18 protein-coding genes, 1 tRNA gene and 1 pseudogene are annotated in these 22,189 nt (G+C 59.3%); 16 read left to right on the top strand and 4 right to left on the bottom strand.

All coding sequences use genetic code 11. The features are described from left to right. Window positions 1-116 precede the first annotated feature (116 nt). From ACMLHG_RS11180 to ACMLHG_RS11160, 5 genes and pseudogenes are all read left to right on the top strand, one after another. Window positions 117-1,541, top strand: a pseudogene (locus ACMLHG_RS11180) (potassium/proton antiporter); the annotation flags it as partial. Window positions 1,542-1,587: 46 nt separating this feature from the next. Continuing rightward, a complete protein-coding gene (locus ACMLHG_RS11175) occupies window positions 1,588-2,649 on the top strand; it encodes a 2-hydroxyacid dehydrogenase (protein WP_295810947.1) in 1,062 nt (353 codons plus the stop codon). A 45-nt stretch (window positions 2,650-2,694) separates the two neighbouring features. Beyond that, window positions 2,695-3,489: a helix-turn-helix domain-containing protein gene (locus ACMLHG_RS11170; protein WP_417170543.1), complete on the top strand. Its 795-nt coding sequence runs from the start codon at window positions 2,695-2,697 to the stop codon at window positions 3,487-3,489. Window positions 3,490-3,606: 117 nt separating this feature from the next. Further along, a complete protein-coding gene (gene serC / locus ACMLHG_RS11165) occupies window positions 3,607-4,689 on the top strand; it encodes a 3-phosphoserine/phosphohydroxythreonine transaminase (RefSeq protein ID WP_294435954.1) in 1,083 nt (360 codons plus the stop codon). Between the two features lie 137 nt (window positions 4,690-4,826). Then, window positions 4,827-5,717, top strand: coding sequence for an EamA family transporter (locus ACMLHG_RS11160; RefSeq protein ID WP_417170542.1), 891 nt, complete (start codon window positions 4,827-4,829; stop codon window positions 5,715-5,717). Window positions 5,718-5,760: 43 nt separating this feature from the next. Here the strand turns inward: ACMLHG_RS11160 and ACMLHG_RS11155 are convergent, their stop codons facing one another. Further along, window positions 5,761-6,921 carry a Gfo/Idh/MocA family protein gene (locus ACMLHG_RS11155; protein WP_295810956.1) on the bottom strand — a complete coding sequence of 387 codons (1,161 nt, stop codon included), beginning with the start codon at window positions 6,919-6,921 and terminating at the stop codon, window positions 5,761-5,763. A 158-nt stretch (window positions 6,922-7,079) separates the two neighbouring features. Here ACMLHG_RS11155 and bioB point away from each other — a divergent pair, with 158 nt between their 5' ends. The 6 genes from bioB to bioA are packed head-to-tail and all read left to right on the top strand — an operon-like array spanning window position 7,080 to window position 12,649. Continuing rightward, a complete protein-coding gene (gene bioB / locus ACMLHG_RS11150) occupies window positions 7,080-8,060 on the top strand; it encodes a biotin synthase BioB (RefSeq protein WP_417170541.1) in 981 nt (326 codons plus the stop codon). 12 nt (window positions 8,061-8,072) lie between these two features. After that, window positions 8,073-9,227, top strand: coding sequence for an aminotransferase class I/II-fold pyridoxal phosphate-dependent enzyme (locus ACMLHG_RS11145; RefSeq protein ID WP_417170540.1), 1,155 nt, complete (start codon window positions 8,073-8,075; stop codon window positions 9,225-9,227). Further along, window positions 9,224-9,892 carry a DUF452 family protein gene (locus ACMLHG_RS11140; RefSeq protein ID WP_295810964.1) on the top strand — a complete coding sequence of 223 codons (669 nt, stop codon included), beginning with the start codon at window positions 9,224-9,226 and terminating at the stop codon, window positions 9,890-9,892. The genes ACMLHG_RS11145 and ACMLHG_RS11140 overlap by 4 nt, the downstream gene beginning before the upstream one ends. Continuing rightward, complete coding sequence (gene bioC / locus ACMLHG_RS11135; protein ID WP_294435960.1) at window positions 9,876-10,646, top strand: malonyl-ACP O-methyltransferase BioC; 771 nt, start codon at window positions 9,876-9,878, stop codon at window positions 10,644-10,646. The genes ACMLHG_RS11140 and bioC overlap by 17 nt, the downstream gene beginning before the upstream one ends. After that, window positions 10,643-11,335: a dethiobiotin synthase gene (gene bioD / locus ACMLHG_RS11130; protein ID WP_417170539.1), complete on the top strand. Its 693-nt coding sequence runs from the start codon at window positions 10,643-10,645 to the stop codon at window positions 11,333-11,335. Before bioC ends, bioD begins: the two co-directional genes overlap by 4 nt. Window positions 11,336-11,368: 33 nt before the next feature. Continuing rightward, window positions 11,369-12,649, top strand: coding sequence for an adenosylmethionine--8-amino-7-oxononanoate transaminase (gene bioA, locus ACMLHG_RS11125; RefSeq protein WP_295810970.1), 1,281 nt, complete (start codon window positions 11,369-11,371; stop codon window positions 12,647-12,649). Here the strand turns inward: bioA and tsaA are convergent. From tsaA to ACMLHG_RS11110, 3 genes are all read right to left on the bottom strand, one after another. Next, window positions 12,646-13,434: a tRNA (N6-threonylcarbamoyladenosine(37)-N6)-methyltransferase TrmO gene (gene tsaA / locus ACMLHG_RS11120; RefSeq protein ID WP_294435963.1), complete on the bottom strand. Its 789-nt coding sequence runs from the start codon at window positions 13,432-13,434 to the stop codon at window positions 12,646-12,648. The two genes, bioA and tsaA, sit on opposite strands and share 4 nt — an antisense overlap. Before the next feature lie 13 nt (window positions 13,435-13,447). Beyond that, window positions 13,448-15,133: a putative manganese-dependent inorganic diphosphatase gene (locus tag ACMLHG_RS11115; RefSeq protein ID WP_417170538.1), complete on the bottom strand. Its 1,686-nt coding sequence runs from the start codon at window positions 15,131-15,133 to the stop codon at window positions 13,448-13,450. A 226-nt stretch (window positions 15,134-15,359) separates the two neighbouring features. After that, entirely contained in the window at window positions 15,360-16,163 is an 804-nt protein-coding gene (locus tag ACMLHG_RS11110) for a helix-turn-helix domain-containing protein (RefSeq protein ID WP_294435965.1), read from the bottom strand. A gap of 139 nt (window positions 16,164-16,302) precedes the next feature. Here ACMLHG_RS11110 and ACMLHG_RS11105 point away from each other — a divergent pair, with 139 nt between their 5' ends. From ACMLHG_RS11105 to ACMLHG_RS11085, 5 genes are all read left to right on the top strand, one after another. Beyond that, window positions 16,303-18,507 carry a pyruvate formate lyase family protein gene (locus ACMLHG_RS11105; RefSeq protein ID WP_417170537.1) on the top strand — a complete coding sequence of 735 codons (2,205 nt, stop codon included), beginning with the start codon at window positions 16,303-16,305 and terminating at the stop codon, window positions 18,505-18,507. Further along, window positions 18,504-19,367, top strand: coding sequence for a glycyl-radical enzyme activating protein (locus ACMLHG_RS11100; protein WP_417170536.1), 864 nt, complete (start codon window positions 18,504-18,506; stop codon window positions 19,365-19,367). The genes ACMLHG_RS11105 and ACMLHG_RS11100 overlap by 4 nt, the downstream gene beginning before the upstream one ends. 29 nt (window positions 19,368-19,396) lie before the next feature. Then, window positions 19,397-20,350: a DUF1559 domain-containing protein gene (locus ACMLHG_RS11095; RefSeq protein WP_417170535.1), complete on the top strand. Its 954-nt coding sequence runs from the start codon at window positions 19,397-19,399 to the stop codon at window positions 20,348-20,350. A 21-nt stretch (window positions 20,351-20,371) separates the two neighbouring features. After that, window positions 20,372-21,883 carry a glycoside hydrolase family 5 protein gene (locus ACMLHG_RS11090; RefSeq protein ID WP_417170534.1) on the top strand — a complete coding sequence of 504 codons (1,512 nt, stop codon included), beginning with the start codon at window positions 20,372-20,374 and terminating at the stop codon, window positions 21,881-21,883. A gap of 226 nt (window positions 21,884-22,109) precedes the next feature. Beyond that, window positions 22,110-22,186: transfer RNA gene (locus ACMLHG_RS11085), tRNA-His, on the top strand. The last annotated feature ends 3 nt before the right edge of the window (window positions 22,187-22,189 follow it).

Genomic DNA, 22,189 nt, shown 5'->3' with positions numbered 1-22,189 from the left:
GCGGCATTCCACCTTCTGCGTGCAGACAGCCTGACAAATGAGGATCTGTTTCCATGGCGATTCATCAATTTCTGGCAATGGTTGCCATTCTGCTTCTGCTGTGAGTTTTTTCCAGCAAACTTTCCAGCCGGTTCAACGTTCCCATTCTGCTGATGTTCCTTTCGGTCGGCATGCTGACCGGCTCGGACGGACTGGACTGGGTCTCCATCAACAGTACGACCCATGCCGCGCCGATCAACTTTCTCGGAACGGTGGCGATGTGCTTCATTCTCTACTCCGGCGGTCTCGATACCAATTATCGCTCCATCAAAGGAGTGCTCGGCTACGGCGCGCTGCTCGCCAGTGCCGGCGTGCTCATCACCGCACTCCTGGTCGGTCTGGGAGCCTGGCTGCTGTTCGGATATGACCTCAAATGGTGCCTGCTGCTCGGGTCGATCATCTCTTCCACCGATGCCGCGGCGGTCTTCGCCATCCTGCGCTCCAAAAGCGTCAGCCTGAAAGGTGACCTGCAACCGCTTCTGGAGCTGGAGTCCGGCAGCAACGACCCGATGGCCGCCTTTCTGACCATCTTCATGATCGGCATTGTACAGGGAAGTGATACGACACTCTGGAGCTTTGTTCCGGTCTTTCTGGCCAAAATGTCCATCGGCATTGCCGGCGGCTATCTGATCGGCCGGGCGGGTTGCTGGCTCTTCAACAAGCTCAAGCTTGAATACGAAGGACTTTACTTCGTCACCGGCGTTGCCATCATCATCTTCGCCTATGGATTGACCGAATCCCTCTTCGGCAACGGCTTCATGGCGGTCTACGTCTGCGGCCTCACGATGGGGAACCGCCGCTACAATTTCAAGAAAGGGCTGTTCCGGTTCAGTGACGGCCTCGCCTGGCTGATGCAGGTCACTCTCTTCACCACCCTGGGAATGCTGGTCAATCCGCATGAACTTTTTGCCGTCAACGTCTGGAGCCTCGGGCTGTTGCTGGCGCTGGTGCTGATGTTCATCGCCCGTCCGGCCTCCATTTTCCTCTGTCTCATCGGCAGTCGGTTCACGCTGCGTGAGCGGACGCTGGTCTCCTGGGTCGGCCTGCGCGGCGCGGCACCGATTGTGCTGGCGACCTTTCCGCTGGTTGCCCATGTGGAACGGGCGAATATGATGTTCAATATGGTCTTCTTTATCGTCCTTGCCTCGGTGTTGATTCAGGGGCGCACGCTCATGCCGGTGGCGAAGTTCCTCAAACTTGACCGGCCGCTGTCGGATAAGCCGCGCATTCCGCTCGAACTGGAGGAGACCGACAGCATCAACAGCGAAATGTACGAATTCGACGTCCACCCGGATGCCGAGTTTGTCAACAAGAGCCTTGCGGAAATGAATCTGCCGAACGGAGTTCTGGTTATGCTGATCCGCCGCGGCGGCCACTTTATTCTGGCGCGCGGCAATACGATCATCCAGGCGAACGACGGTATGTTGATGATGGGGGATCGGCCGACGCTGGCCAAGGTGGCGAAACAGTTCTTCCCCGACTGCGACTACGATCCGAGTTAATCCGGAGTGATCCGGCTGTTTGCAATCAGAAAGAGGAGGTTCGAACATGAAGGAAATCAAGGTTGCGTTTTTCGACACGAAACCCTATGACCGGGAATTCTTCGATAAGGCAAACGAAAAATTCGGCTTTCAATTGACCTACTTCGAAACCCGGCTCGGACCGGCTTCCGCCCGGATGGCCGCCGGCTTTGACGCGGTTTCCGCCTTCGTCAACGACGATGTCGGCGAAGAGACGGTCAAGGAGCTGATCCGGCTGGGGGTCAAAGTGATCGCAATGCGCTGTGCCGGTTACAACAACGTCAACCTCGCCGCCGCCTACGGGAAGATTCTGGTCATGCGCGTGCCGGGCTACTCCCCGTACGCCGTCGCGGAATACGCTCTGGCGATGTTGCAGACGCTGAACCGTTCGCTCCACCGCGCCTACAATCGGATTCGGGAAAACAACTTTTCCATCAACGGTTTGATTGGGTTCGACCTGCGCGGCAAAACCTTCGGCATCATCGGCACCGGCAAGATCGGCCGGGTGTTTGCCGAACTCCTGCAGGGATTCGGCGTCCGGTTGCTGGCCTACGACGTCTATCCGAATCAGGAGGCGGCAAAGGCGCTTCATATGGAGTATGTCCCATTGGAGAAGCTCTATGCGGAGTCGGATGTCATCTCGCTCCACTGCCCGCTGACCCCGGACAATGTCCACCTGATCAATTCGGAAGCGATCTCCCGCATGAAGAACGGCGTCTACCTCATCAACACCAGCCGGGGGAAACTGGTGGACACCGCCGCGCTGATCGCCGGATTGAAAAGCCGGAAAATCGGCGGCGCCTGCCTGGATGTCTACGAGGAGGAGAGCGATTACTTCTTTGAAGACCGCTCCGGCTACGCCATTGACGACGACATTCTCGCCCGGCTGCTGACCTTCCCCAATGTGCTGGTAACGTCGCATCAGGCGTTCTTCACCCGGGAAGCGATGACCAACATCGCGGAAGTGACGCTGCAGAACGTCAGCGACTGCATGGAGGGGCGTGAACTGGTCAACTGCATCTGTTACCAGTGTGACGGCAACCGGCAGTGTCCGGGCAAGGGTCCGGGAGCGCCCGCCTGCCACGCATAAGTTCCGTCGTGCCGCCCGCCTCATCTTTCTGGTGGGCGGTGCGATATGCATCCCGGCTGCGGTGAAAACGAAACGATGTCCGATTCCGGAATACATTTTATCAGTGCGGCCCGATTCCGGGGCAGTCGCACCGTGCCCAGGCACTCCCACGATGGAGTGGAACTGGTCATGGTGACAGAGGGCTCCTGCCGCTGTCGTTTCCCCGGCGGAATCACGCTTGACGCTTCGGCCGGAGATGTTTACATTCAGCCGCCGCAGCTGGAGCACAGTCAGTTCAACTTCGGTGTATGCGAGACCAATTATGTGATTGCGTCGATCCGCTCGCCGGAGTTCGACATATCGCTGCGTCTGGTTCACACCGGCGGAGATCCGGCGACGCGGGAGCTCTTCCGGGCGCTCTGCTGCTTCGGCTCGGCAAGAGGCGGGAGCGCCGCCTCCGCTGCGACGGAAGCGCTCTGGCTCCGGTTGAGGGAACTGACCTCCGGAGGAGAAGAGTGCGGGGGGCGACATCCCGCTTTGCGGCGCGCCATGGAGTTGATCGAGCGGGAGTATGCCTCGGCGCTCACGGTCGATCAGCTTGCCCGGCACGCAGGAATCGGGGCAAGCCGTCTCAACCAGCTCTTCAAGGAGCAATGCGGCCGGACGCCGATCCAGTATCTGCTTGCCCTGCGGCTGAAACATGCCGCCGGGCATCTGCGCAATCCCTACTGGAACATTTCGGAAATCGCCCGGCTGTGCGGCTTCGAGAACACCAATTACTTCTCCCGGAAATTCCGGGCGGTGTATGGCATTACGCCGGGTGAGTTCCGGCGCAATGCGCTCACGGTTTCGAAAAAATGATTCATGTTCCCGGGATCTTGTCGCTTTCCCTGCCATTTTATTTGCAAAATACGGTATTTAGCAGTATATTTATGAATTCTCACTGAACGACAATCCATTCAACAAGAGAGGTCCATCATGGCAATTTATAATTTTGCAGCCGGGCCGGCCATGCTGCCGAAGGAAGTCATGCAGCGTGCGCAGGCGGAATTCACCAATTATCAGAATAGCGGCAGCGGCATCATGGAGCTCTCCCACCGCGGCAAGCTTTTCAAACCGGTGATCGACCGCGCGGAAGCGAATGTCCGGGAACTGCTCAACATCTCCGACGACTATGCGGTGCTCTTCATCCAGGGCGGTGCGAGCATGCAGTTTGCCATGCTCGCGATGAACCTGCTCAACGGCGGCACCGCCGACTACGTCGACACCGGCGTCTGGAGCAACAAGGCCTCCAAAGAGGCGAAACTCTACGGCAACGTCAACATCGTCGCCTCCAGTCGCGAAACCAAATACGATCACATTCCGGAGGAGTCGGAGTGGAAACGCACGGCCGATGCCGCCTATTTGCACATCACCAGCAACAACACCGTCGCCGGCACCCAGTACCATGTGTTGCCGAAGCCGACGGCCGGCGTGCCGCTGATTGCGGATATGTCCAGCGACATCATGTCCCGCGTGTTTGACGTCAATGACTTCGGCCTGATCTATGCCGGTGCGCAGAAGAACCTCGGTCCCAGCGGTGTCGCGCTGGTGGTGATCCGCAAGGATCTGGCCGCCCGCACCAATGAGGCGATTGTTCCGACGATGCTTCGCTACAGCACCTACATTGAGAACGGTTCGATGTTCAACACCCCGCCGACCTTCGGCATCTACATGCTCGCGCTGGTGACCGACTGGCTCAAGGAAAAGGGCGGTGTTGCGGCGATCGAAAAGATCAACAACGAAAAGGCCGCCTGCCTCTACAAGTTCCTCGATGAGTCGGAGTTCTTCCGCAGCCCGGTCGCGGTCAAGGATCGTTCGCGGATGAACGTGGTCTTCCGCACTCCGTCGGATGAGCTGGACGCCAAGTTCGTCCAGGAGGCCCGCGAGAACGGCCTGACCGACCTCAAGGGGCACCGTCTGGTCGGCGGCTGCCGCGCCAGCATCTACAACGCCATGCCGATGGAAGGTGTGCAGGCGCTGGTCGAGTTCATGAAGAAGTTCGAACTGGCCAACAAGTAATCATCGGCAGTACGCCGTTTGACAAAACCACCGGGATCTTCCGGTGGTTTTGTTTTAAAGACGTTTTACACATAGTCCCGGGAGGGGCCCCCTTCCCGAATTTGAAACACGGTATTGTATTCAGACAGAGGAAGATCATGGTATCCGCCGACGCCGGGTGGATGGTGCCGATCCTCGGTTCGGCCCTCGCACTCGGTTTTTACGATTTGTGCAAGAAGCACGCCGTCCGGGAGAACACCGTCATGCCGGTGCTCTTTTTCGCCACGCTCACCGGTACGACACTCTTTGTGACGGCCTCTCTGGTGAGCGGTCATTTCGCAAAATTCGCCGCCTGCTCCCATCGTGATTGGTGGCTGATCGCCGCGAAATCCCTCCTCGTCGGCTCCAGCTGGACCTGTGTCTACTATGCGATGCGGGATCTGCCGATCTCCATCGCCGCTCCGGTGCGCGCCTCCGCTCCGCTCTGGACCTTTCTCGGCAGTCTGGTGCTGTTTCATGAGATTCCCACACCGTGGCAGGGCGTGGCGATGGTGTCGATTTTTGCCGGGTACTACGGATTTTCCGTGCTGGGCAAGCTGGAAGGATTCTCACTCCGCCACCCGAGCATCCATCTCATCATGGCCGGAACTCTGCTCGGGGCGGCGTCATCGCTCTACGATAAATATCTGCTGGGAGTGCTCCGGATTCCCCGCAACACTGTGCAGCTCTGGTTTTCGATCGACATTGCCGTGCTGCTCGGCGTGGCATATCTGCTCTGCCTGCTGCTGAGGAAGAAAGTGCAACGGAAGTTTCAGTGGCGCTGGAGCATTCCGCTTACCGGCATTCTGCTGATCGTCGCCGACTGGCTCTATTTTTATACGGTCAGCCTCCCCGACACCCAGATTTCAATCATTTCACTGGTTCGCCGGTGCAGTTGCATCGTCACCTTTGCCGCGGGCAGCTGGTACTTTCATGACACCAACATCCGCGGCAAAGTGATTGCGCTCGGCCTCATTCTGCTCGGGGTCATCCTTCTCGCCCTCGCCTGAAGCCGGAATTCCGGGCGGCGTTGCCGCCCGGAAAAAGGGAATCTTAGAAAGAATTCCCCATATCGACCTTGGCGGCCTTCGCCTCTTTTTTGACGTAACGGGAGTTCTTGATCAACTCCTGCAGCATCTCGTCGTACTTGGCCGTATCCATCGGAATCGGCACCTCGACATCCTTGAGTCCGGAGTAGAGCATCGCATTGCCGAATTCGACCGAACGGATCCCCTCTTCTCCTTCGGCGACCATCTTCGCCTTGGGATCGAGCACCGCGCGGGCGAAGTCGCGGATCACCTCTTTGTGGGCCTTGTGATCCTTCTGCACCTGGTACGGCACTTCGATGTCCCAGGTGGTCATCGACGGGAACGATTCCGGCGTGCTGCGGCAGAAGTCGTTCACATCCTCTTCGGTGCGGCGGAAGCGGATTACGTTGTTCTCGAAGACCATCCGGCCGCGGGTTCCCATGATTTCCAGGCGGTTGGTGCCTGGATATTCCCCGGTCGAGGTGATGAAATTTCCGGTCGAACCGTCGGCGAACCGGCAGAAGGTGTTGACGTCATCCTCCACTTCGATGTCGTGATATTTGCCGATCGAAACATAGCTGCGAACCATCACCGGCAGCCCGAAAAACCACTGGAAGAGGTCGAGGTTGTGGGGGCACTGGTTGAGCAGCACGCCGCCGCCCTCCCCTGCCCAGGTGGCGCGCCAGGAACCGCTGTCGTAATAGCTCTGCGAACGGAACCAGTCGGTGATGATCCAGTTGACCCGCTGGATCCGGCCGAATTCACCGCTGTCGATCAGCTTCTTGATTTTCTTGTGTGCCGCATGCGTCCGCTGCTGGAACATCAGCCCGAACCGCAGTTCCGGGTGTTTCGCATGTTCGTCGATCATCTTCTGCGCGTCGCTCTTGGTCACCGCGATCGGCTTTTCGCAGAGCACGTGCAGTCCATGTTTGAACGCTTCAATGGCGAGCGGGGTGTGCGAGTAATGGGGCACCGCAATGAGCACCGCATCCACACAGCCGGAAGCGAAAAGCTCATCCGCGCTGTGGAAGGAGCGGACGTTGTACTCCTTCGCCTTGCGGTCGGCCTTCTCCGCATCGATATCGCAGACCGCAGTCAGCTCCACTTCCGGGATCTCATTGATCCAGGTGAGGTGCAACCCGCCCATGTTGCCCAAGCCGATAATTCCAAATCTCACTTTGTCCATCGTACCTTCATCGCCTCCTTTATGAAACGTTTTCACGAGAAACATTCATAAGATATCGCGCGGGCAGGAAAATGCAAGCTCGAAATTCGATTTTTGCCGGTTCCGGTGCTATATTATAAGAAAGAAAATTGCTGAACTTTGAATTTTGGAGAAATACCATGCTCAATCCGCTGATCGTCAATGCGGCTAAGGTGCTTGACGGCGCTGAACTTTCCCGTATGGAAGCGCTCGAACTGGCCCGATCGATCGAGGGGGCCGACATCCTCGACCTCGCCTCGCTGGCCAACAAGGTGCGGGAGAAGTTCTCCCCCGCGATCATCCCCTGCTCCATCCTCAATGCAAAATCGGGCGTCTGCCCGCAGAACTGCCGTTTCTGTGCCCAGTCCGCCCACCACCACACCGGCATTGAAACCTACCCGCTGCTGCCGAAAGAAAAGGTGATCGAAGCGGCGAAGCGGGCCGCCGCGCACGGCGCCAACTCCTTCGGCTACGTCACCAGCGGCTACGGTTACCGGAGCGTCACTCCGGAATTTGAACGCATTCTCGAAACGCTCGACGCGGTGCACGAAGCCTGTCCCGGGTTGAAACTCTGCGTTTCGATCGGCATTCTCAGCCGCGAGACCGCCCGGCTTCTTGCCGAGCATCACACGTGGCGCTACAATATGAATCTCCAGACCAATCCGGCACGCTATGCCGAATTGATCGCCGACACCCACACCATCGAAGAGAAGATCCAGACGATCCGCTATCTGCAGGAGTTCGGAGTCACCATCTGCTGCGGCGGAATCTTCGGGCTCGGCGAAACCTGGGAGGACCGGGTGGATATGGCCATCGCCGTCCGCGACCTCAAGGTGGAAGGCGCGCCGCTGAACGTCCTGCTGCCGATCGCCGGAACCCCGCTGGAGGGGCGGCCGGTCATGAAGCCGGCGGAGGTCTCCAAGTGTTTCTCCATCTTCCGGTTGATCAATCCGGCGATGGAACTCAAATTCGCCGCCGGGCGCGAGACGGTCATGAAGGATTTTCAGGGGCTGCTGATGCTCTCCGGTCTCAACGGCATGATTACCGGCGGCTACCTCACCACCCGGGGGCGCAGTCCGGAAGACGATCTCAAGTTCATCGGTGAACTCGAAATCTTCTGAAAGGCGGCAACGATGACCTGGCTTGACGAACTTGCCGCCGACACCGCGGCGCTCACAGAAGCAGGAAGAGTGCGTTTCCTCCGGGAAATCACTCCGCTCCCCGGCGCCCGCGCGATGCTCGACGGGAAAATCTATCTCAATTTCTCCAGCAACGACTACATGGGCATCGCCGGAGATGCGGAACTGCGGCGGCGCTTCTACGAGCAGTATCCCGACTGCTCCACGCCGGAACTCGCCCAGTCCAGTGCCTCCAGCCGCCTGCTGACCGGGAACACGCCCGCCTACACCCGGCTCGAGGAGACATTGAGCAAACTTTACAACAACCGTGCCGCACTGGTGTTCAACAGCGGGTACCACGCCAATATCGGCATTCTTCCGGCACTGGCGCACAGCGGGGATCTGATTCTTTCGGACAAGCTCAACCATGCGAGCATCATCGACGGCATGCGGCTCTGCGATGCGGAGTTCCGCCGTTATCCGCACCTGGATCTCGGGCAGCTGGAGAAACAGCTCGCCGCCCGGCGCGCGGCCTTCCGCCGCGTCTTTCTGGTCACGGAATCGGTGTTCAGCATGGATGGAGACGCGGCCGATCTGGCCCGGCTGGTGGAACTCAAGAAGAAATACGACTGCATTCTGGTGGTGGATGAAGCGCATTCCGTCGGCGTCCGCGGCCCGCAAGGAACCGGTCTTGCCGCCGAACTCGGCGTCGCGGACGAGGTGGATGTCCTGATCGGCACCTTCGGCAAGGCGTTCGGTTCGACCGGCGCTTACGCGATCATGGCGCCGGAGGTGAAGCAGTTTCTGGTCAACCACATGCGTCCCTTCATTTTCACGACCGGCCTGCCGCCGGTGATCCTCAACTGGAGCCGTTTCGTGCTGGAACACTGCGCAGGAATGGATGCAAAACGGGCGAAACTGCGCCGGATGGGGCAGCGTCTGCGCGAACTTTTCGGGGATGCCACGACGCCCGGCGACTCCCAGATTGTCCCCTGCCGGGTGGGGGAGGATGCCGATGCCGTCGCCGCCGCCGAGCGGTTCCGGAACCACGGCATTCTGGTCTTTGCCATCCGCCCGCCGACCGTGCCGGCCCATACCGCGCGTCTGCGTTTCTCGCTCTCGGCCGCACTGGAGGAATCCGCCATCGAACAGATCCGGGAGGCGTTGTGAAGCAATCGTTTCTGTATCGCGGCGAAAGCTCGGAACTGTTGCTCTTCTTCAACGGCTGGAGCATGGACGAGCGCGCCGTCGCCCATCTGGCAAGCGGCGGACTCGATGTGCTGGCGCTCTGGGACTACACGGAGCCGGACACCGCCTTTTTCGCGGAGCTCTCCCGGTATCGTAAAATTCACCTTGCCGCCTGGTCGCTCGGCGTATTCACGGCGGCGAAACTGCTGGCGGGGCACGCGATCGAGTTCGCCAGCGCCACCGCGTTCAACGGCACATTGCGCCCGGTGGATGCCGCATTCGGCATTGCGCCGGAGATCTTCCGCGGCACGGCGGAACACTGGGGCGAAGAGCGGGCGAGAAGCCGCTTCTTTCAACGGGTCGCCGGCGGACGCGCCGAACTGGAAGCGTTCCCCCTGCCCTGTCGCACGCCGGAGGAGCAGCAGCGGGAGCTCTTCGCGCTGGAACAGGCCGCGCAAGGAGCGCTCCCGGTCAACTGTTTCCGTCTGGCGGTCGTCGGCACGCGCGACCGGATTTTTCCGCCCGAAGCCCAGACGGCATTCTGGCAGTCGGTGCAGACGCCAATTCTTTCGCTCGACCTGCCGCATTATCCGTTTGCCGAATTCCACAGTTTCCGGGAGGTGACCGATCTTGGCGAACATCGATAAACAACTGGTGCAGACCCGCTTCGCCCGCAGTGTCGCCACCTACCACGAGGCGGCGGAAATCCAGCGTGAGATGGCGGAAACTTTGCTCGACCAGCTGGCGCTGGCCACCGGCGGCGAACGCCGGTTCGACCGGATTCTCGAAGCCGGATGCGGCTCCGGCATGCTGACCGATCTGGTGGAATCCCGTCTCGAATACCAAAAACTCTACCTCATCGATCTGGTGCCGGAGTGGGAGCGTTTCCACCGCGGCCGCCGGGCGGCGGAGTTCCGCGCCGCGGATATCGAAACCATGCCTCTGCCGGAGGCGCTTTCGCTGGTGATCGCCAACGCGGTGTTCCAGTGGGTGGAGGATTTCGCCGCTCTGCTCATCCGGTTTCACGCGGCGCTTGAGACGGGGGGAATCCTCGCCTTCACCACATTCGGGCCGGAGAACCTCCGGGAGATCGCCGCGCTCACCGGCAGCGGCCTCTCCTACCGTGCGCTCTCCGGGCTGCATGAACTTCTCGCGCCCGGCTTCGACATCCTCGCCTGCCACGAGGAACTCATCACTCTTGAATTTTCCACGGTGCGGGAGATTTTACGCCATCTCAAAGCGACCGGCGTCACTGCCTCCGGCGGTCGGAGCCGCTGGACCCGTTCGACACTTGCCGCCTTTGAAGCGGATTACTCCGCCCGTTTCCGGAGCGGGAACCGGATGCTCCCGCTCACCTATCACCCCATCACGTTAATTGCAAGAAAGCGACCGGAATTATGAGTATCTACTTCGTCAGCGGAATCGACACCGGAATCGGCAAAACCATCGCCGTCGGCATGATGGCGCGCTATCTGGTGCACAAGGGCGTCAACGCCGTCACCGTCAAACTGGTGCAGACCGGCAACGACGGCTTCTCCGAGGATCTCGACCGGCACCGGGAACTGATGGGCACCGGGAAACTCGCCGTTGACGAAGCAGGATTGACCGCGCCCGCCATCTTCCACTTCCCCTCCTCCCCTCATCTGGCGGCGAAGCTGGAGCACCGGGAGCTGGATCTGGGGAAAATCGAATCTTCCATCGCGGAACTTGACAAACAGTTCGACGTCGTTCTGGTCGAAGGGGCCGGCGGCCTCGCGGTTCCGCTTACCGAGGATCTGCTGACCATCGACTTCGCGGCCGAACACAACTATCCCCTGATCCTCGTCACCTGCGGTCGTCTCGGCAGTCTCAACCACACCATCATGTCCATCGAAATGGCCAGCCGCCGCGACATGAAGATCGCCGGCGTGGTGTACAACTGGTGCCCGGAGGCGGACCCGCTGATCGAAGAGGATTCCAAACGCATGATTCTGAAATACCTGCACCGCTATTACCAGCCGGAGGTTCTGGTGGAGCTCCCAGAGGTGAAGGAGCCGCTGCCCGAACCGGACTTCGGTGCCATTTTCGACGGTGCGGTGCCGAAGCGGTAACCGGCAACGATCATCCCGATTCAGGAGGGACTTATGGATACAGTTCAACTTCTCGCATTCGACCGTGCCCATCTGTGGCACCCGTACGCCTCCACCATCAATCCGCCGCCGGTCAACCCGGTGGCTTCCGCCCGCGGCACCCGCATCACGCTGGCCGACGGCACCGAACTTATTGACGCGCTCTCGAGCTGGTGGTGCATGTGCCACGGCCACAACCATCCGCGCATCGTCGAGGCGATCAATGCCCAGCTGGAAAAATTCGCCCAGGTGATGTTCGCCGGTTTCACCCACGAACCCGCCGTCCGCCTCGCCCGGCTCCTGCTGGAATCCACCCCCGCCGGAATGGAGCAGGTCTTCTTCGCCGACTCCGGCTCCGTCGCAGTGGAGTGCGCCGCAAAGATGGCGATTCAGTACCAGCTCGCCGCCGGGCGCTCCACCCGGCAGGTGCTCGCCTCGGTGCGGGGCGGCTACCACGGCGACACCGCCGGTGCGATGGCGCTCTCCGACCCCGACGGCATGCATCAGATGTTCCGCGGCATCCTGGCCCGGCACCACTTTGCGCCGCAGCCGGTCACGCCGTTCGGCGGCAACTGGGATCCCGGTGACTTTCAACCGATGGAGGAGCTGCTCGACCGGCACGGCAACGAAATCGCCGCCGTCATTCTGGAACCGGTCTTTCAGGGGGCGAACGCCATGCGTTTCTATCACCCGCAGTACCTGCGCGAACTGCGCCGCGCCTGCGACGAACGGGGCATTCTGCTCATTTTCGACGAAGTCGCCACTGGCTTCGGGCGGCTCGGCAAATTCTTCGCCGCGGAATTCGCCGGAGTCTCCCCTGACATCATGTGCGTCGGCAAGGGGCTGACCGGTGGAGCGATCACGCTTGCCGCCGTTGCCGCGACCGGGAAAGTGGCGGAAACGATCTCCTCCGGTTCCCCGGGGAAATTCATGCACGGCCCCACCTTCATGGCCAATCCGCTCGCCTGCGCTGCCGGGTGCGCCTCGCTGGAGCTCTTCCGCGAATACAACTGGCAGGGGCGGGTGCGCGCGATTGAATCCCAGCTCAAACGGGAACTCGCCGGACTGCGGAATCTGCCGAACGTCCGTGACACCCGGGTCCTCGGCGCGGTCGGCGTGGTGGAACTGGCCCGCACGCCGGAACCGGAAGCGGTTCAGCGGGTGGTGAAGGAGACCGGTGTCTGGCTGCGCCCCTTCGGTCCGTGGCTCTACACCATGCCGCCCTTCATCACCGAACCGGACGAAATCACCCGGATTGTGCAGGCGATGGCGAAAGCCGCCGCTCTCCGCAGTTAGTTCAAAAAGCGTTCGCAGAACGCCCGGTGAAGCGCTTTGTCGCGGTAGGGGTCCGGAGCGCCTTCGGCCAGCTCTTCCGCATGGTAACCGGAATGTACCGCGGAGACCAGGACCTCTCCGTCCGTCCGGAGAAACCGGAGACGCCAGGTGCGGAAGGCGAACTCCCATTCGCCCCGCGCCGGATCCATCTCCCGCAACCGCTGCCGTTTCGGGTCGGGCCGCCGGGTGGCGAGCTGAACATGCGCCACTTCCGCAAGGTCCGGCCCTCCCTGCTTCTGAATCCATGCAATCGCCGCGGCCGCTTCGGGGGAGAACTCCAGTGAAACAAGCGTCTGCGGCACGGCGTCGCGCCACCCTGCCGCCGATTCCGGGAACGCATCCGCCGCCGGAATGTAGGGTTTGATGTCGAGAACCGGCGTTCCGTCAAGCAGGTCGAAGTTGCGAATGAAGAGCCGCAACCCCTCCACCTTTTCCAGTTCCACGGCGGAGATTCCAATCGGATTGGGCCGGTGGGGAGAACGGGTGGCGAAAAGCCCGATTTTCCGCCCCGCGCCATCCGGCGGACGAACCATCGGCCGCCAGTTCCCGGCACGGTCGAAGAGAAAGATCAGCCAGATCCGGTCAAACCCGGCAAGATCGGCCAGTGCCGTTTCAAATCCCCTCCCCGGCAGCAGTTCCACCACGCCGCGGTTCCGGGCCAGGACACTCTGGCGCGGCGCCTCCTGCGGATAGCGGCCGCCGCCCCGCACAAAACCGATTGGAGAAAAGGTAACAGCTTCATCCATCGTACGGCCGCCGTCAATTCCCTTCCAACGCCGCAATAATCGCAATCACCTGCGGCAGAAGCTGTTTTTTGCGACTGAGGACGCCGGGGAGCGACCAGAGGCCGTCATCGAGTCGGACATACGGCAGATTGCGGAGCACCTCCGGAGAACCGGTCATCAGCAACTCCGAACACTCCCGCACCGCATCGGTCACCAGGAGACCGAAGAAGTCGAGCTTGTCCCGTTCCATGGCGCGGCACATCTCCCCGGCGAGCTCTGCTTTGCGCTGATGAAGCAGCTCCAGATTGCTCTCCTCCACCTGCGCGAGAGCGAAGTGGAACCGGCCTTCGGTGTAATCCTTGCGGTCCTGACCGATCACCTCGGCGGCCGGTTTGGAGGCCAGCGGCGAATCGATCCGCATCAGCTCCTCCATCAACTCCGCGCCGGTGACGCCGGAGGCCTTCTCAAGCCATTCGCACATGCGGCGATCGAGATCCGCAGTGGTGGGGGATTTCAGGAGCAGGGTATCCGAAACGATCCCGCCGAGCAGCAGCCCCGCCATGTCGGCGCTCAAGCTCTCGCCGGAACTGCGGTACATCGCCGCCACCAGCGTGCAGGTACTGCCCACCACATCGCCGGTGAAGCGAATCGGCACCGCGGTCGGCATCATGCCGATCCGGTGGTGGTCCACCACCTCGATCACCGGAATCTCCTCCACGCCGGGCAGACTCTGATCCAGCTCGTTGTGATCGACCAGAATCATGCGGAAAGGCGGCGGATTGCTGCAGACGCTCTTGAACACCGCTCCGCAGAAAATTCCGTCGGCATCGACCACCGGAATCACATCCTCCGGCTGATTGAGAATCCGGTTTCTCACGTCGCGCAGGCGATCCTCCGGAGCGAGCACCAGCTCCGGCAGGGCAATTCCGCTGCATTCCACCGGAACACTGAACTTCAGCCGCCGGATGACCGTGGCGGAGTCCAGTTTCGTCTGCAGAATCGACACGCCGTCACGCGCGGCGCTCTCCAGAATCAGCGGCTCCACGGGGCGGTTCCCGGTGACGATCAGCAGCCGCAGACGGCGGTTGAGCGCCCGCAGATGGATCTCCGGCCGGTCGCCAACGATCACCGCAAGCTCGCGATTGTTTCCCCGCGGCAGATGCTCCTCGAAGCTGTCGAGGCTCATCGCCGCGACATAGACCTCGAACTCCTGCGGGGAATCCTGATCGAATCCGGTCAATTCCTCCGCTTCGAGCACCCGCTGAATCAGCCGGAGCGACGTGCGAATCCGCCGCCCGGTGAGACTGTTGCCGGCATCGCGGCCGACGCCGAGCAGTTCCGAAAGCAGAGCCAGACTGCTGAGCATTCCGAGAAATCGCCCATCGCGGTCGGCGACCGGAAGCCGGGGGCGCCCCGATTCCCGCAGCATTCCGACCGCGTCGAGCAGCGTTGTTCCGGAGTGAATCGTCGGAACCGTCGCAATGACATCGCGAATCCGGGTGTAGACATCATTGCAGCTGACCGGCGGTTTGAGATGAAAGCGCCGGAAAAGCGCCGCGGCCCGATCCGGCAGTACACCGGGACAGAGTGCGGTGATGCTGCTGTTTCCCTGCCGGCGGCGCAGTTCCGCCAGTGCGGCGGCCGAAGCAAGACTGTCAATATCCGGATTGCGGTGGCCGCTGACCAGCACCCGGTATTGGGAATTCCCTTTGGAACTCATTGCATTTCTCCCTGTATTTCCCTTTCCAGGAGGCCGGTGCCATCCGGACCGCCCCCATCATCCTTTTACAGTACCCTTCCTTCGGGGAGTTTGCAAGCAAGCCGGCGATTTCCTGACGATCTTTTCACGCGATCTCTCGCCGGTTCTTTCACCGGATGACGCAGAAGACGCCGTTTCCTGAGAATGCAGAAACTGCCGAGTGCATTTTTCCGCAATACCGCCGCGGCTACACAATCCGCGTCATCCGGTGGCGGAACTCTCCCGGCGGCAATCCCAGATGCCGTTTGAAAAAACGGGAGAAATAATATTCGTTGTCGAATCCCATCTCCGCGGCAATCTCCTTGACGGACCGGTCGGTGCCGGTCAGCAACCGGACCGCATGTTCGGCCAGAATGCGTTCGAAAAATTTTCGCGGAGAAATCCCGGTGTCTGCGGAGAAACGCTTGGCAAAGCTCTGAACTCCCATGTTCATCACCTGCGCCATTTCCGTCACGGAAGTATGAAATTTGAGATTCCGGTGCAGATAGTCCGTCAAAGCGGCATAACGGACGAACCGGGAATAGACCTGCTCCAATTCGGTGAATTCATCGCGAAGAGCGTCAAACAATACCCGGCGGCAGAGCAGCTGGATTCCGTTGAGAAACGTAAGCGTGCCGGCGGCAGGATCGATCAACGACTGTGCGAGCGAAGTGAGTTCCGGCGCCTCTCCGTGGAGCAGCGGCCGCCCGGCAAGCAATTCAGCGCCTCGCAGCACGGAAAAGCTGAAGTGTATCGACAGATGGGTGCTCTCCGCATGAAAATGGCGAACCCGGCGGAACGGTGGAATCAAAAGCCACATGCCGCGCCGGAACGCCACCGCGCCAGCCTCATCCTCCAGCACGGTCTCGCCCCGGCTCCCGAAGGAGAACAGCAGCCTTGCATAGGGATATTCCGTGACGAACTTGCCGCAACTGGTTCCATAGAAAAAATTGCGGAATTCCAGCTGAAGGCAGTTGCTCAACGGCAGAAGATTGTTCCTCAATGTGTTCATAATCCGTTATTATCATAGAGCGCATTTCAAAACTTTTCAACGCAAGATACAGAAAAATATATTTTTTTTCCGGTTTCGTGCATTTTCATCCGACGGAAAATCAACTATACTTAATGCAGAAACAGGAAAGGCGTTACCCGTGCAAAACAGTGACTTTACCAGGGAAAGAAATTATCTGGAGCGGAAATTCGTCGATCCCTCCTTTTACGACGATGCCCCAGGAGTGCCGCTGAACCTTTTGAAGACTCGTCTGAAACAGCGTTTTCTCAAGGAACTGCCCCTGCCCCCGCCGCTGGCAAAGGCCGACGCATTTGCCGAACTCCTGGATGAAGTGCAAGTGAAACTCTCTCCCTGTGATCGTTTTCCCGGCATCGCCGCCTGTCCTGCAAAACCGCTCCTGGGCACCTTCGTGGCCCCACGGGTTGAGGCAGGGATGACGGAGCTCTTCTCGCCGGAAGAAAAACAGGAGATCGACCGCTGCAATGCGACCCGGCTGGCTCAACTCCGGGCCGATTACGAACACTCCGTGCCGGACTGGGACGCCGTGCTGCAACTGGGATTTTCCGGTCTGCTCAAACGGGCGGAACGCTATCAGCGCCGTTACCGGGAAACCGGGCCATCCTCCCCGGAGGCCGATGCGTTCTTCGAATCGATCCAGATCGAATACCGGGCCATCCTCCATTTTCTCGATCGCCTCATCGCCGAGGCGGAAAAACTCCAACCGACCCCGGTTGCACGCGAACTCACCGCCGCCTTGCGGCAATTGCGGGTCGGAGCTCCGAATACACTCTATGAGGCTCTGCTGCAAATCTGGCTCTACTTCCAGCTCTCCGAATATGTCGATATCATTCAGACCCGCTCGTTCGGGAATCTCGATCGCGTGCTCTATCCCTTTTACCGGCACGATCTGGATTCCGGATGCTGTCATCCGGCGGAGATCCGGGAGATCTTCCGCTCGTTTCTCTACCAGATGACGGCGATGCATTACAAAGTCGGCCACCCCTTCTATTTCGGCGGCACGAATCCGGATGGCTCCTCCACGATCAACGAACTCTCCTTTCTGATTCTGGACGTGTATGACAAACTGGGGATTTTCGACCCGAAACTGCAGATCAAAGTTTCGCCGCAGACCCCTGTCGCCTTCCTCGACAAGGCGCTGGATATGATCCGCCGCGGACGCAACAGCATCGCTTTCGTCGGCGAACCCTGCATCCGCCGGGCGATGCTGCACCAGGGTTACTCCCAAAGAGAAGCCGACACGGCGGACATCAAGGGGTGTTACGAATATTGTGCCCGGGGCGGAACGGTCGAAACCGCTCCCGTCACCGTCAACACCGTCAAGATTCTCGGCCTCACGCTGCACAACGGCGTGGAACCGTTGAGCGGCCGGCAGCTCGGACCCCGCACCGGAGAGCCGGAAGAGTTCAAGACATTCGGCGCATTCTACAAGGCGTTTCTCCGGCAGCTCTTCTATCGCTATGACCGCCATATCGCCTTCGCTAAAAAGCTGGAGCGTCATCTCGATCGCTTCAACCCCGCTCCGATGCTGTCCGCAACCTTCGTTTCCAGTCTGGAACAAGCGGAGGACGGCTATGCCAGGGGCGCCCGGTATAACAACACCAATTTGTGGATCTGCGGCCCCGCCACGACGGCGGACGCGCTTAGCATGATCCGGCGTTACGTGTTCGAACGCCGGGAGTTGACCTTGCCGCAACTGGTCGCCATGCTGGATGCCGACTGGGATGGATTTGATTTCTGGCGGCGAAAGCTCCGGAACGATCCGGAAAAATTCGGCAACAACCTTGATTTGCCGGATCAGATTGCACGTCACTTCACCGAAGCGATCGCCCGCCGTTATCACGGCACCCCCAACGGCCGCGGCGGCATCCACACGGTTTCGCTGCACTCCTCCAACCGTTTTACCGAGTGGGCCGGGCAGGTGGAAGCGACCGCTGACGGACGGCGCCGCGGCGACGAACTGAGCAAAAACATGACCGCCACGCAAGGTGCGGCATGGAAGGGAGCCACTGCGCTGGCGGCCTCCGTTTTGAAACTGGATTCCAGGTTGTTCATGGCGGACCTCTCCGTGGATATCATGCTGCACCCCTCTGAGATCCGGGGCGAAAACGGTCTGCGCGCCATGCGTGCACTGCTGATGGCGTATGTGAATCATTTCGGGCACGCCATCCACTTCAATGTGATGGATGCCGATCAGCTGCGGCAGGCGCAGCGCGAGCCGGAAAAGTTTCGTGACCTTCAGGTGCGCATCTGCGGATGGAACGTTCTATGGAACTCCCTCTTCCGCAAAGAGCAGGATGCATACATTCAACAGGCGGAGCGATGATGGAAGGCAATCTGCTCAAACTGGAACATTTCGCATCCCACGACGGTCCGGGCATCCGGCTGGTGGTCTTCCTGAAAGGATGTCCGCTCCGCTGCCGCTGGTGTCACACGCCGGAGTCGCAGCACCCGGAGCCGGAGTTGCTGTATCAGCAGGAAAAGTGTCTGCACTGCGGCGTCTGCGGAAACATCTTCGAAAAAACCGCGCCGCCAGTCAGTCAAACCGATGTGGAGAACTGCCCCGCCGGAGCGCTGAAGATTGCCGGATTCCGGATGTCTGCGGAAACGATCATAGCGGAAGCGGAGAAAGAACGGATTTTTTTCGAGGAAAGCGGCGGAGGCCTCACCATTTCCGGAGGTGAGCCATTGTTCCAGAAGGAATTCTGCTTCTCTCTGCTGCGTCTTGCTGCGGAACGCGGCATCCGCTGCTGCGTGGAAACCTCAGGGTTTGGAGATCCGGACGCGCTGAAAAGCTGGATCCCCTATGTAGAATGGTTCCTCTTCGACTGGAAGGAAACCGACCCGGAACTTCACCACCGATTCACCGGAGAAGACAACCGTTTGATTTTAAGAAACTTGAATCTTCTCAACCGGGAGGGCGCTTCCATCATTCTCCGCTGCCCGTTAATTCCGGGAGTCAACGCCCGGCCGGACCATCTGAAGGGAATCGCCCGTCTTGCAGAACAGCTGGATCACGTGAAGGAAATTCATATTGAGCCATACCATCCCCTGGCGGCAGGACACTACCGCCAGCTTCGCCGGGAAATGCCTTCTCTGCCGAAGGAATTCCCCCCGCCTGCCGTCGTCGAAGCGTGGCGGCGGCAGATCGCCGAGTTCACCGCCAAACCGGTAATCATACCATAAAGGCAACAAGGCAAACAGAAGGAGGCAATATGCATCGAAGAGTTCTCTGCGCCCGGAAGATTTTCAGGAATCAACCGTCCTGCAAGCCCGATCCGGCAATGTGGATTTTCCTCGTCACGCTCCCCATGATTTTCATCGCCGGCAGCGTGTTTGCGGACTGGAATTCTGCCTTCCGCATCGCCGCGCTCTGCCTGACGGTTTCCGCCCTTCCCCTCCTGTATCCCGGGGTGAAACGGCAAACGTTTACTCTTATTGAACTTCTTATTGTTGTAGCAATTATCGCCATTCTTGCGGCAATGCTGCTGCCGGCGCTGAACCAGGCGCGGGAACGGGGACGCTCCGCCAGTTGCATCAACAATCTCCGGCAGCTGGGCTCCGGCTTCCAGCTTTACTCCGCCGATCACGCCGATTTTCTGCCTCCGGTTCAAGGAAGTGCTTCCGGCAGCTACCCCTGCTGGACCAATGCGCTGATGGGACCCAATCTCAAAGTTTCCGCCTCCGCCGTCTATACCAGCGGCGTCTGGATGAAAACCGGGCTCTATGCGCACAACACTTTGTTTCACTGCCCGTCGATGACCGGCCGTTACGATCTGACCGGCACGGAAACCGGCGGCGGTGCCGGCTGGTGGATCACCAAGCCGCACTACGGAATCAACAGTCAGTTGTATCAGGTCGCCCGCCTGCAGTCCTTCAAGCTCGGCTATTTCAAATCCCCCTCTTTTAAAATCCTGCTGGCGGATACCTGGCAACAGGCGGCGACGGGACTTGCGGTGGAGGAAAACGGCTATTTTCGCTGGCAGGTCGACCGTTTTCAGAACACCGGCTTCGGCATCGTCGCCGGTCGTCATCAGAAATCGACCAACGCGCTCCATCTCGATGGACACGTCGCCGCATATCACCTGAACGACACGCTTCATCCATTTGAAAATTCGCCGTTTACCGATGAAGAGGACGACAGAAAATACCTGCATTATCAATATTGAGAAAGAGAGAAGGAAAAACGGATGAAGTACAAAAAAATCCTGTGGAACGTGATTCTGTTTGCCGCCCTTGCGGGACATGCGGAATCTCTGAACCTCAAGTGGAATCTCTGTCGCGAAGCGAAACTGGAAGAGGGGCGGTTTCTGAAGTTCTCCGTCGCACCGGAAGACAAGAGCGGACAACATTGCGCCTCGGCCGAATTCGACCTTTCGTCCAGCGCCAATTGCATGATCGAATTCTCGATTCGTGCCAGAGCGAAAAATGTTTCCAGACCGCCCCAGGAGTGGAACGGAGTCAAGTTCATGTTGCACTACCGCGATTCGGCCGGAAAAAATTTCTGGCCGGGAATCCGGAAATACTCCGGTACGTTCGACTGGCAGGAACTCTCCTTTTTCGCTCTTGTCGGAGAACCGCAGGGCAAAGCGTTTCTGAAACTCGGTCTGCAGGACAGCTCCGGCGAGGTGGAATTCGATCTGGCCTCTCTCCGTTTTCACAAGCTGTTCTCCCCGCCGACCCGACCGTTTACCGCCCGTTACAGCGATGAGGTCCGCGCCACACCGCCGCTGCGGGGGATGATGTCCCCGGCGAGAAACCTTACTTTAGATGATTTCGCCACGCTTCGAAGCTGGAACGTCAATCTGGTCCGCGCTCAGATCATCCGCAACTGGCACAAGGTGGGCACCGACCGCGATCTGGAGGAGTTCGACCGCTGGATCAATCGCAAACTCGATCACTTTGAAACCATGTTCCGCACCGGTTACGAACAATACGGCATTCGTTTTGTCATTGATCTTCACACCTACCCGGGAGGCCGATATGCCAACCGGGAGATGGCGATGTTCCACGAGACCCGCTACGCCGAATATTTTGTCGAGCTCTGGAAAAGGATCGCGCGTCGATTCCGCAACAATCCGGCCGTGTGGGGCTACGGACTCATCAATGAACCCAACCAGAAACGGTTTGCCAAACACGACTTCCTGACGTTGCAGAAACAGGCGGCGGAGGAGATTCGCAAAATCGACTCCACCCGGCCGATCATCATTGCCGCCAATCTCTCCAACTCTCCGGACACCTTCCATCTGCTGGACCCGATTGATCTCTTGAACATCATCTATGAAGTTCACATGTATCAGCCGTTTCAATTCACCCATCAGCGCGTCTATTCGAAGGATGGAAAACTGCGGCCCGGGGAAAAACCGGTTGTCTACCCCGGTCGCATCAACGGAGAAGAGTTCGATCAGAAGAAACTGCGGCAGATTCTTCAACCGGTCCGCGATTTCCAGCTGCGCTACGGAGCCCGCATCTACGTCGGCGAATTTTCCGCCATCACCTGGGCGCCGGGAGCCGCGCAATATCTGCGGGACCTCATCAAGATCTTCGAGGATTATCACTGGGACTGGAGCTATCATGCATTCCGCGAAGCCTCCGTCTGGGATGTGGAAAAAGCCGGTTCCGATCATAAGAGCATCCGCCCTGCCCCGAATACCGATCGAAAGCAGGTTCTGCTCGAAGGATTCCGCAAAAACAGACATTGATGATTGAAAGGCCGTGAAAGATTTACTCTCTTTCACGGCCTTTTGCAATAAACAATAAGAACGATCGGCCTTTTCTGTTGCGTTCTGCTCAAGACACGCTCCGCCTGGTCAAGAACCGTCGCAGGATCATACATCTGCTCAAAAATGCGCTTTTTTTCTGTTTTTGAGCAGAAAACAGCTTGCATTTTTCCGAAGATGCTGTATTATATAAAACGTGCTGAAAATGGTGGTTGTAGCTCAGTTGGTTAGAGCGCCTGGTTGTGGCCCAGGAGGTCGCGGGTTCGAGTCCCGTTTACCACCCCATTT

This window comes from Victivallis sp. (genome assembly GCF_048170485.1).
Classification (GTDB): Bacteria; Verrucomicrobiota; Lentisphaeria; order Victivallales; family Victivallaceae; genus Victivallis.
Note: the sequence above shows the minus strand (reverse complement) of the source record. Positions and strands in the feature narration are given on the sequence as shown.

Excerpts from the sequence above, each read along its gene's own strand:
- ACMLHG_RS11175 (WP_295810947.1), top strand. The coding sequence starts at position 1,588 with ATGAAGGAAATCAAGGTTGCGTTTTTCGACACGAAACCCTATGACCGG.
- ACMLHG_RS11170 (WP_417170543.1), top strand. The coding sequence starts at position 2,695 with ATGCATCCCGGCTGCGGTGAAAACGAAACGATGTCCGATTCCGGAATA.
- serC (WP_294435954.1), top strand. The coding sequence starts at position 3,607 with ATGGCAATTTATAATTTTGCAGCCGGGCCGGCCATGCTGCCGAAGGAA.
- ACMLHG_RS11160 (WP_417170542.1), top strand. The coding sequence starts at position 4,827 with ATGGTATCCGCCGACGCCGGGTGGATGGTGCCGATCCTCGGTTCGGCC.
- ACMLHG_RS11155 (WP_295810956.1), bottom strand. The coding sequence starts at position 6,921 with ATGGACAAAGTGAGATTTGGAATTATCGGCTTGGGCAACATGGGCGGG.
- bioB (WP_417170541.1), top strand. The coding sequence starts at position 7,080 with ATGCTCAATCCGCTGATCGTCAATGCGGCTAAGGTGCTTGACGGCGCT.
- ACMLHG_RS11145 (WP_417170540.1), top strand. The coding sequence starts at position 8,073 with ATGACCTGGCTTGACGAACTTGCCGCCGACACCGCGGCGCTCACAGAA.
- bioD (WP_417170539.1), top strand. The coding sequence starts at position 10,643 with ATGAGTATCTACTTCGTCAGCGGAATCGACACCGGAATCGGCAAAACC.
- bioA (WP_295810970.1), top strand. The coding sequence starts at position 11,369 with ATGGATACAGTTCAACTTCTCGCATTCGACCGTGCCCATCTGTGGCAC.
- tsaA (WP_294435963.1), bottom strand. The coding sequence starts at position 13,434 with ATGGATGAAGCTGTTACCTTTTCTCCAATCGGTTTTGTGCGGGGCGGC.
- ACMLHG_RS11115 (WP_417170538.1), bottom strand. The coding sequence starts at position 15,133 with ATGAGTTCCAAAGGGAATTCCCAATACCGGGTGCTGGTCAGCGGCCAC.
- ACMLHG_RS11110 (WP_294435965.1), bottom strand. The coding sequence starts at position 16,163 with ATGAACACATTGAGGAACAATCTTCTGCCGTTGAGCAACTGCCTTCAG.
- ACMLHG_RS11100 (WP_417170536.1), top strand. The coding sequence starts at position 18,504 with ATGATGGAAGGCAATCTGCTCAAACTGGAACATTTCGCATCCCACGAC.
- ACMLHG_RS11095 (WP_417170535.1), top strand. The coding sequence starts at position 19,397 with ATGCATCGAAGAGTTCTCTGCGCCCGGAAGATTTTCAGGAATCAACCG.
- ACMLHG_RS11090 (WP_417170534.1), top strand. The coding sequence starts at position 20,372 with ATGAAGTACAAAAAAATCCTGTGGAACGTGATTCTGTTTGCCGCCCTT.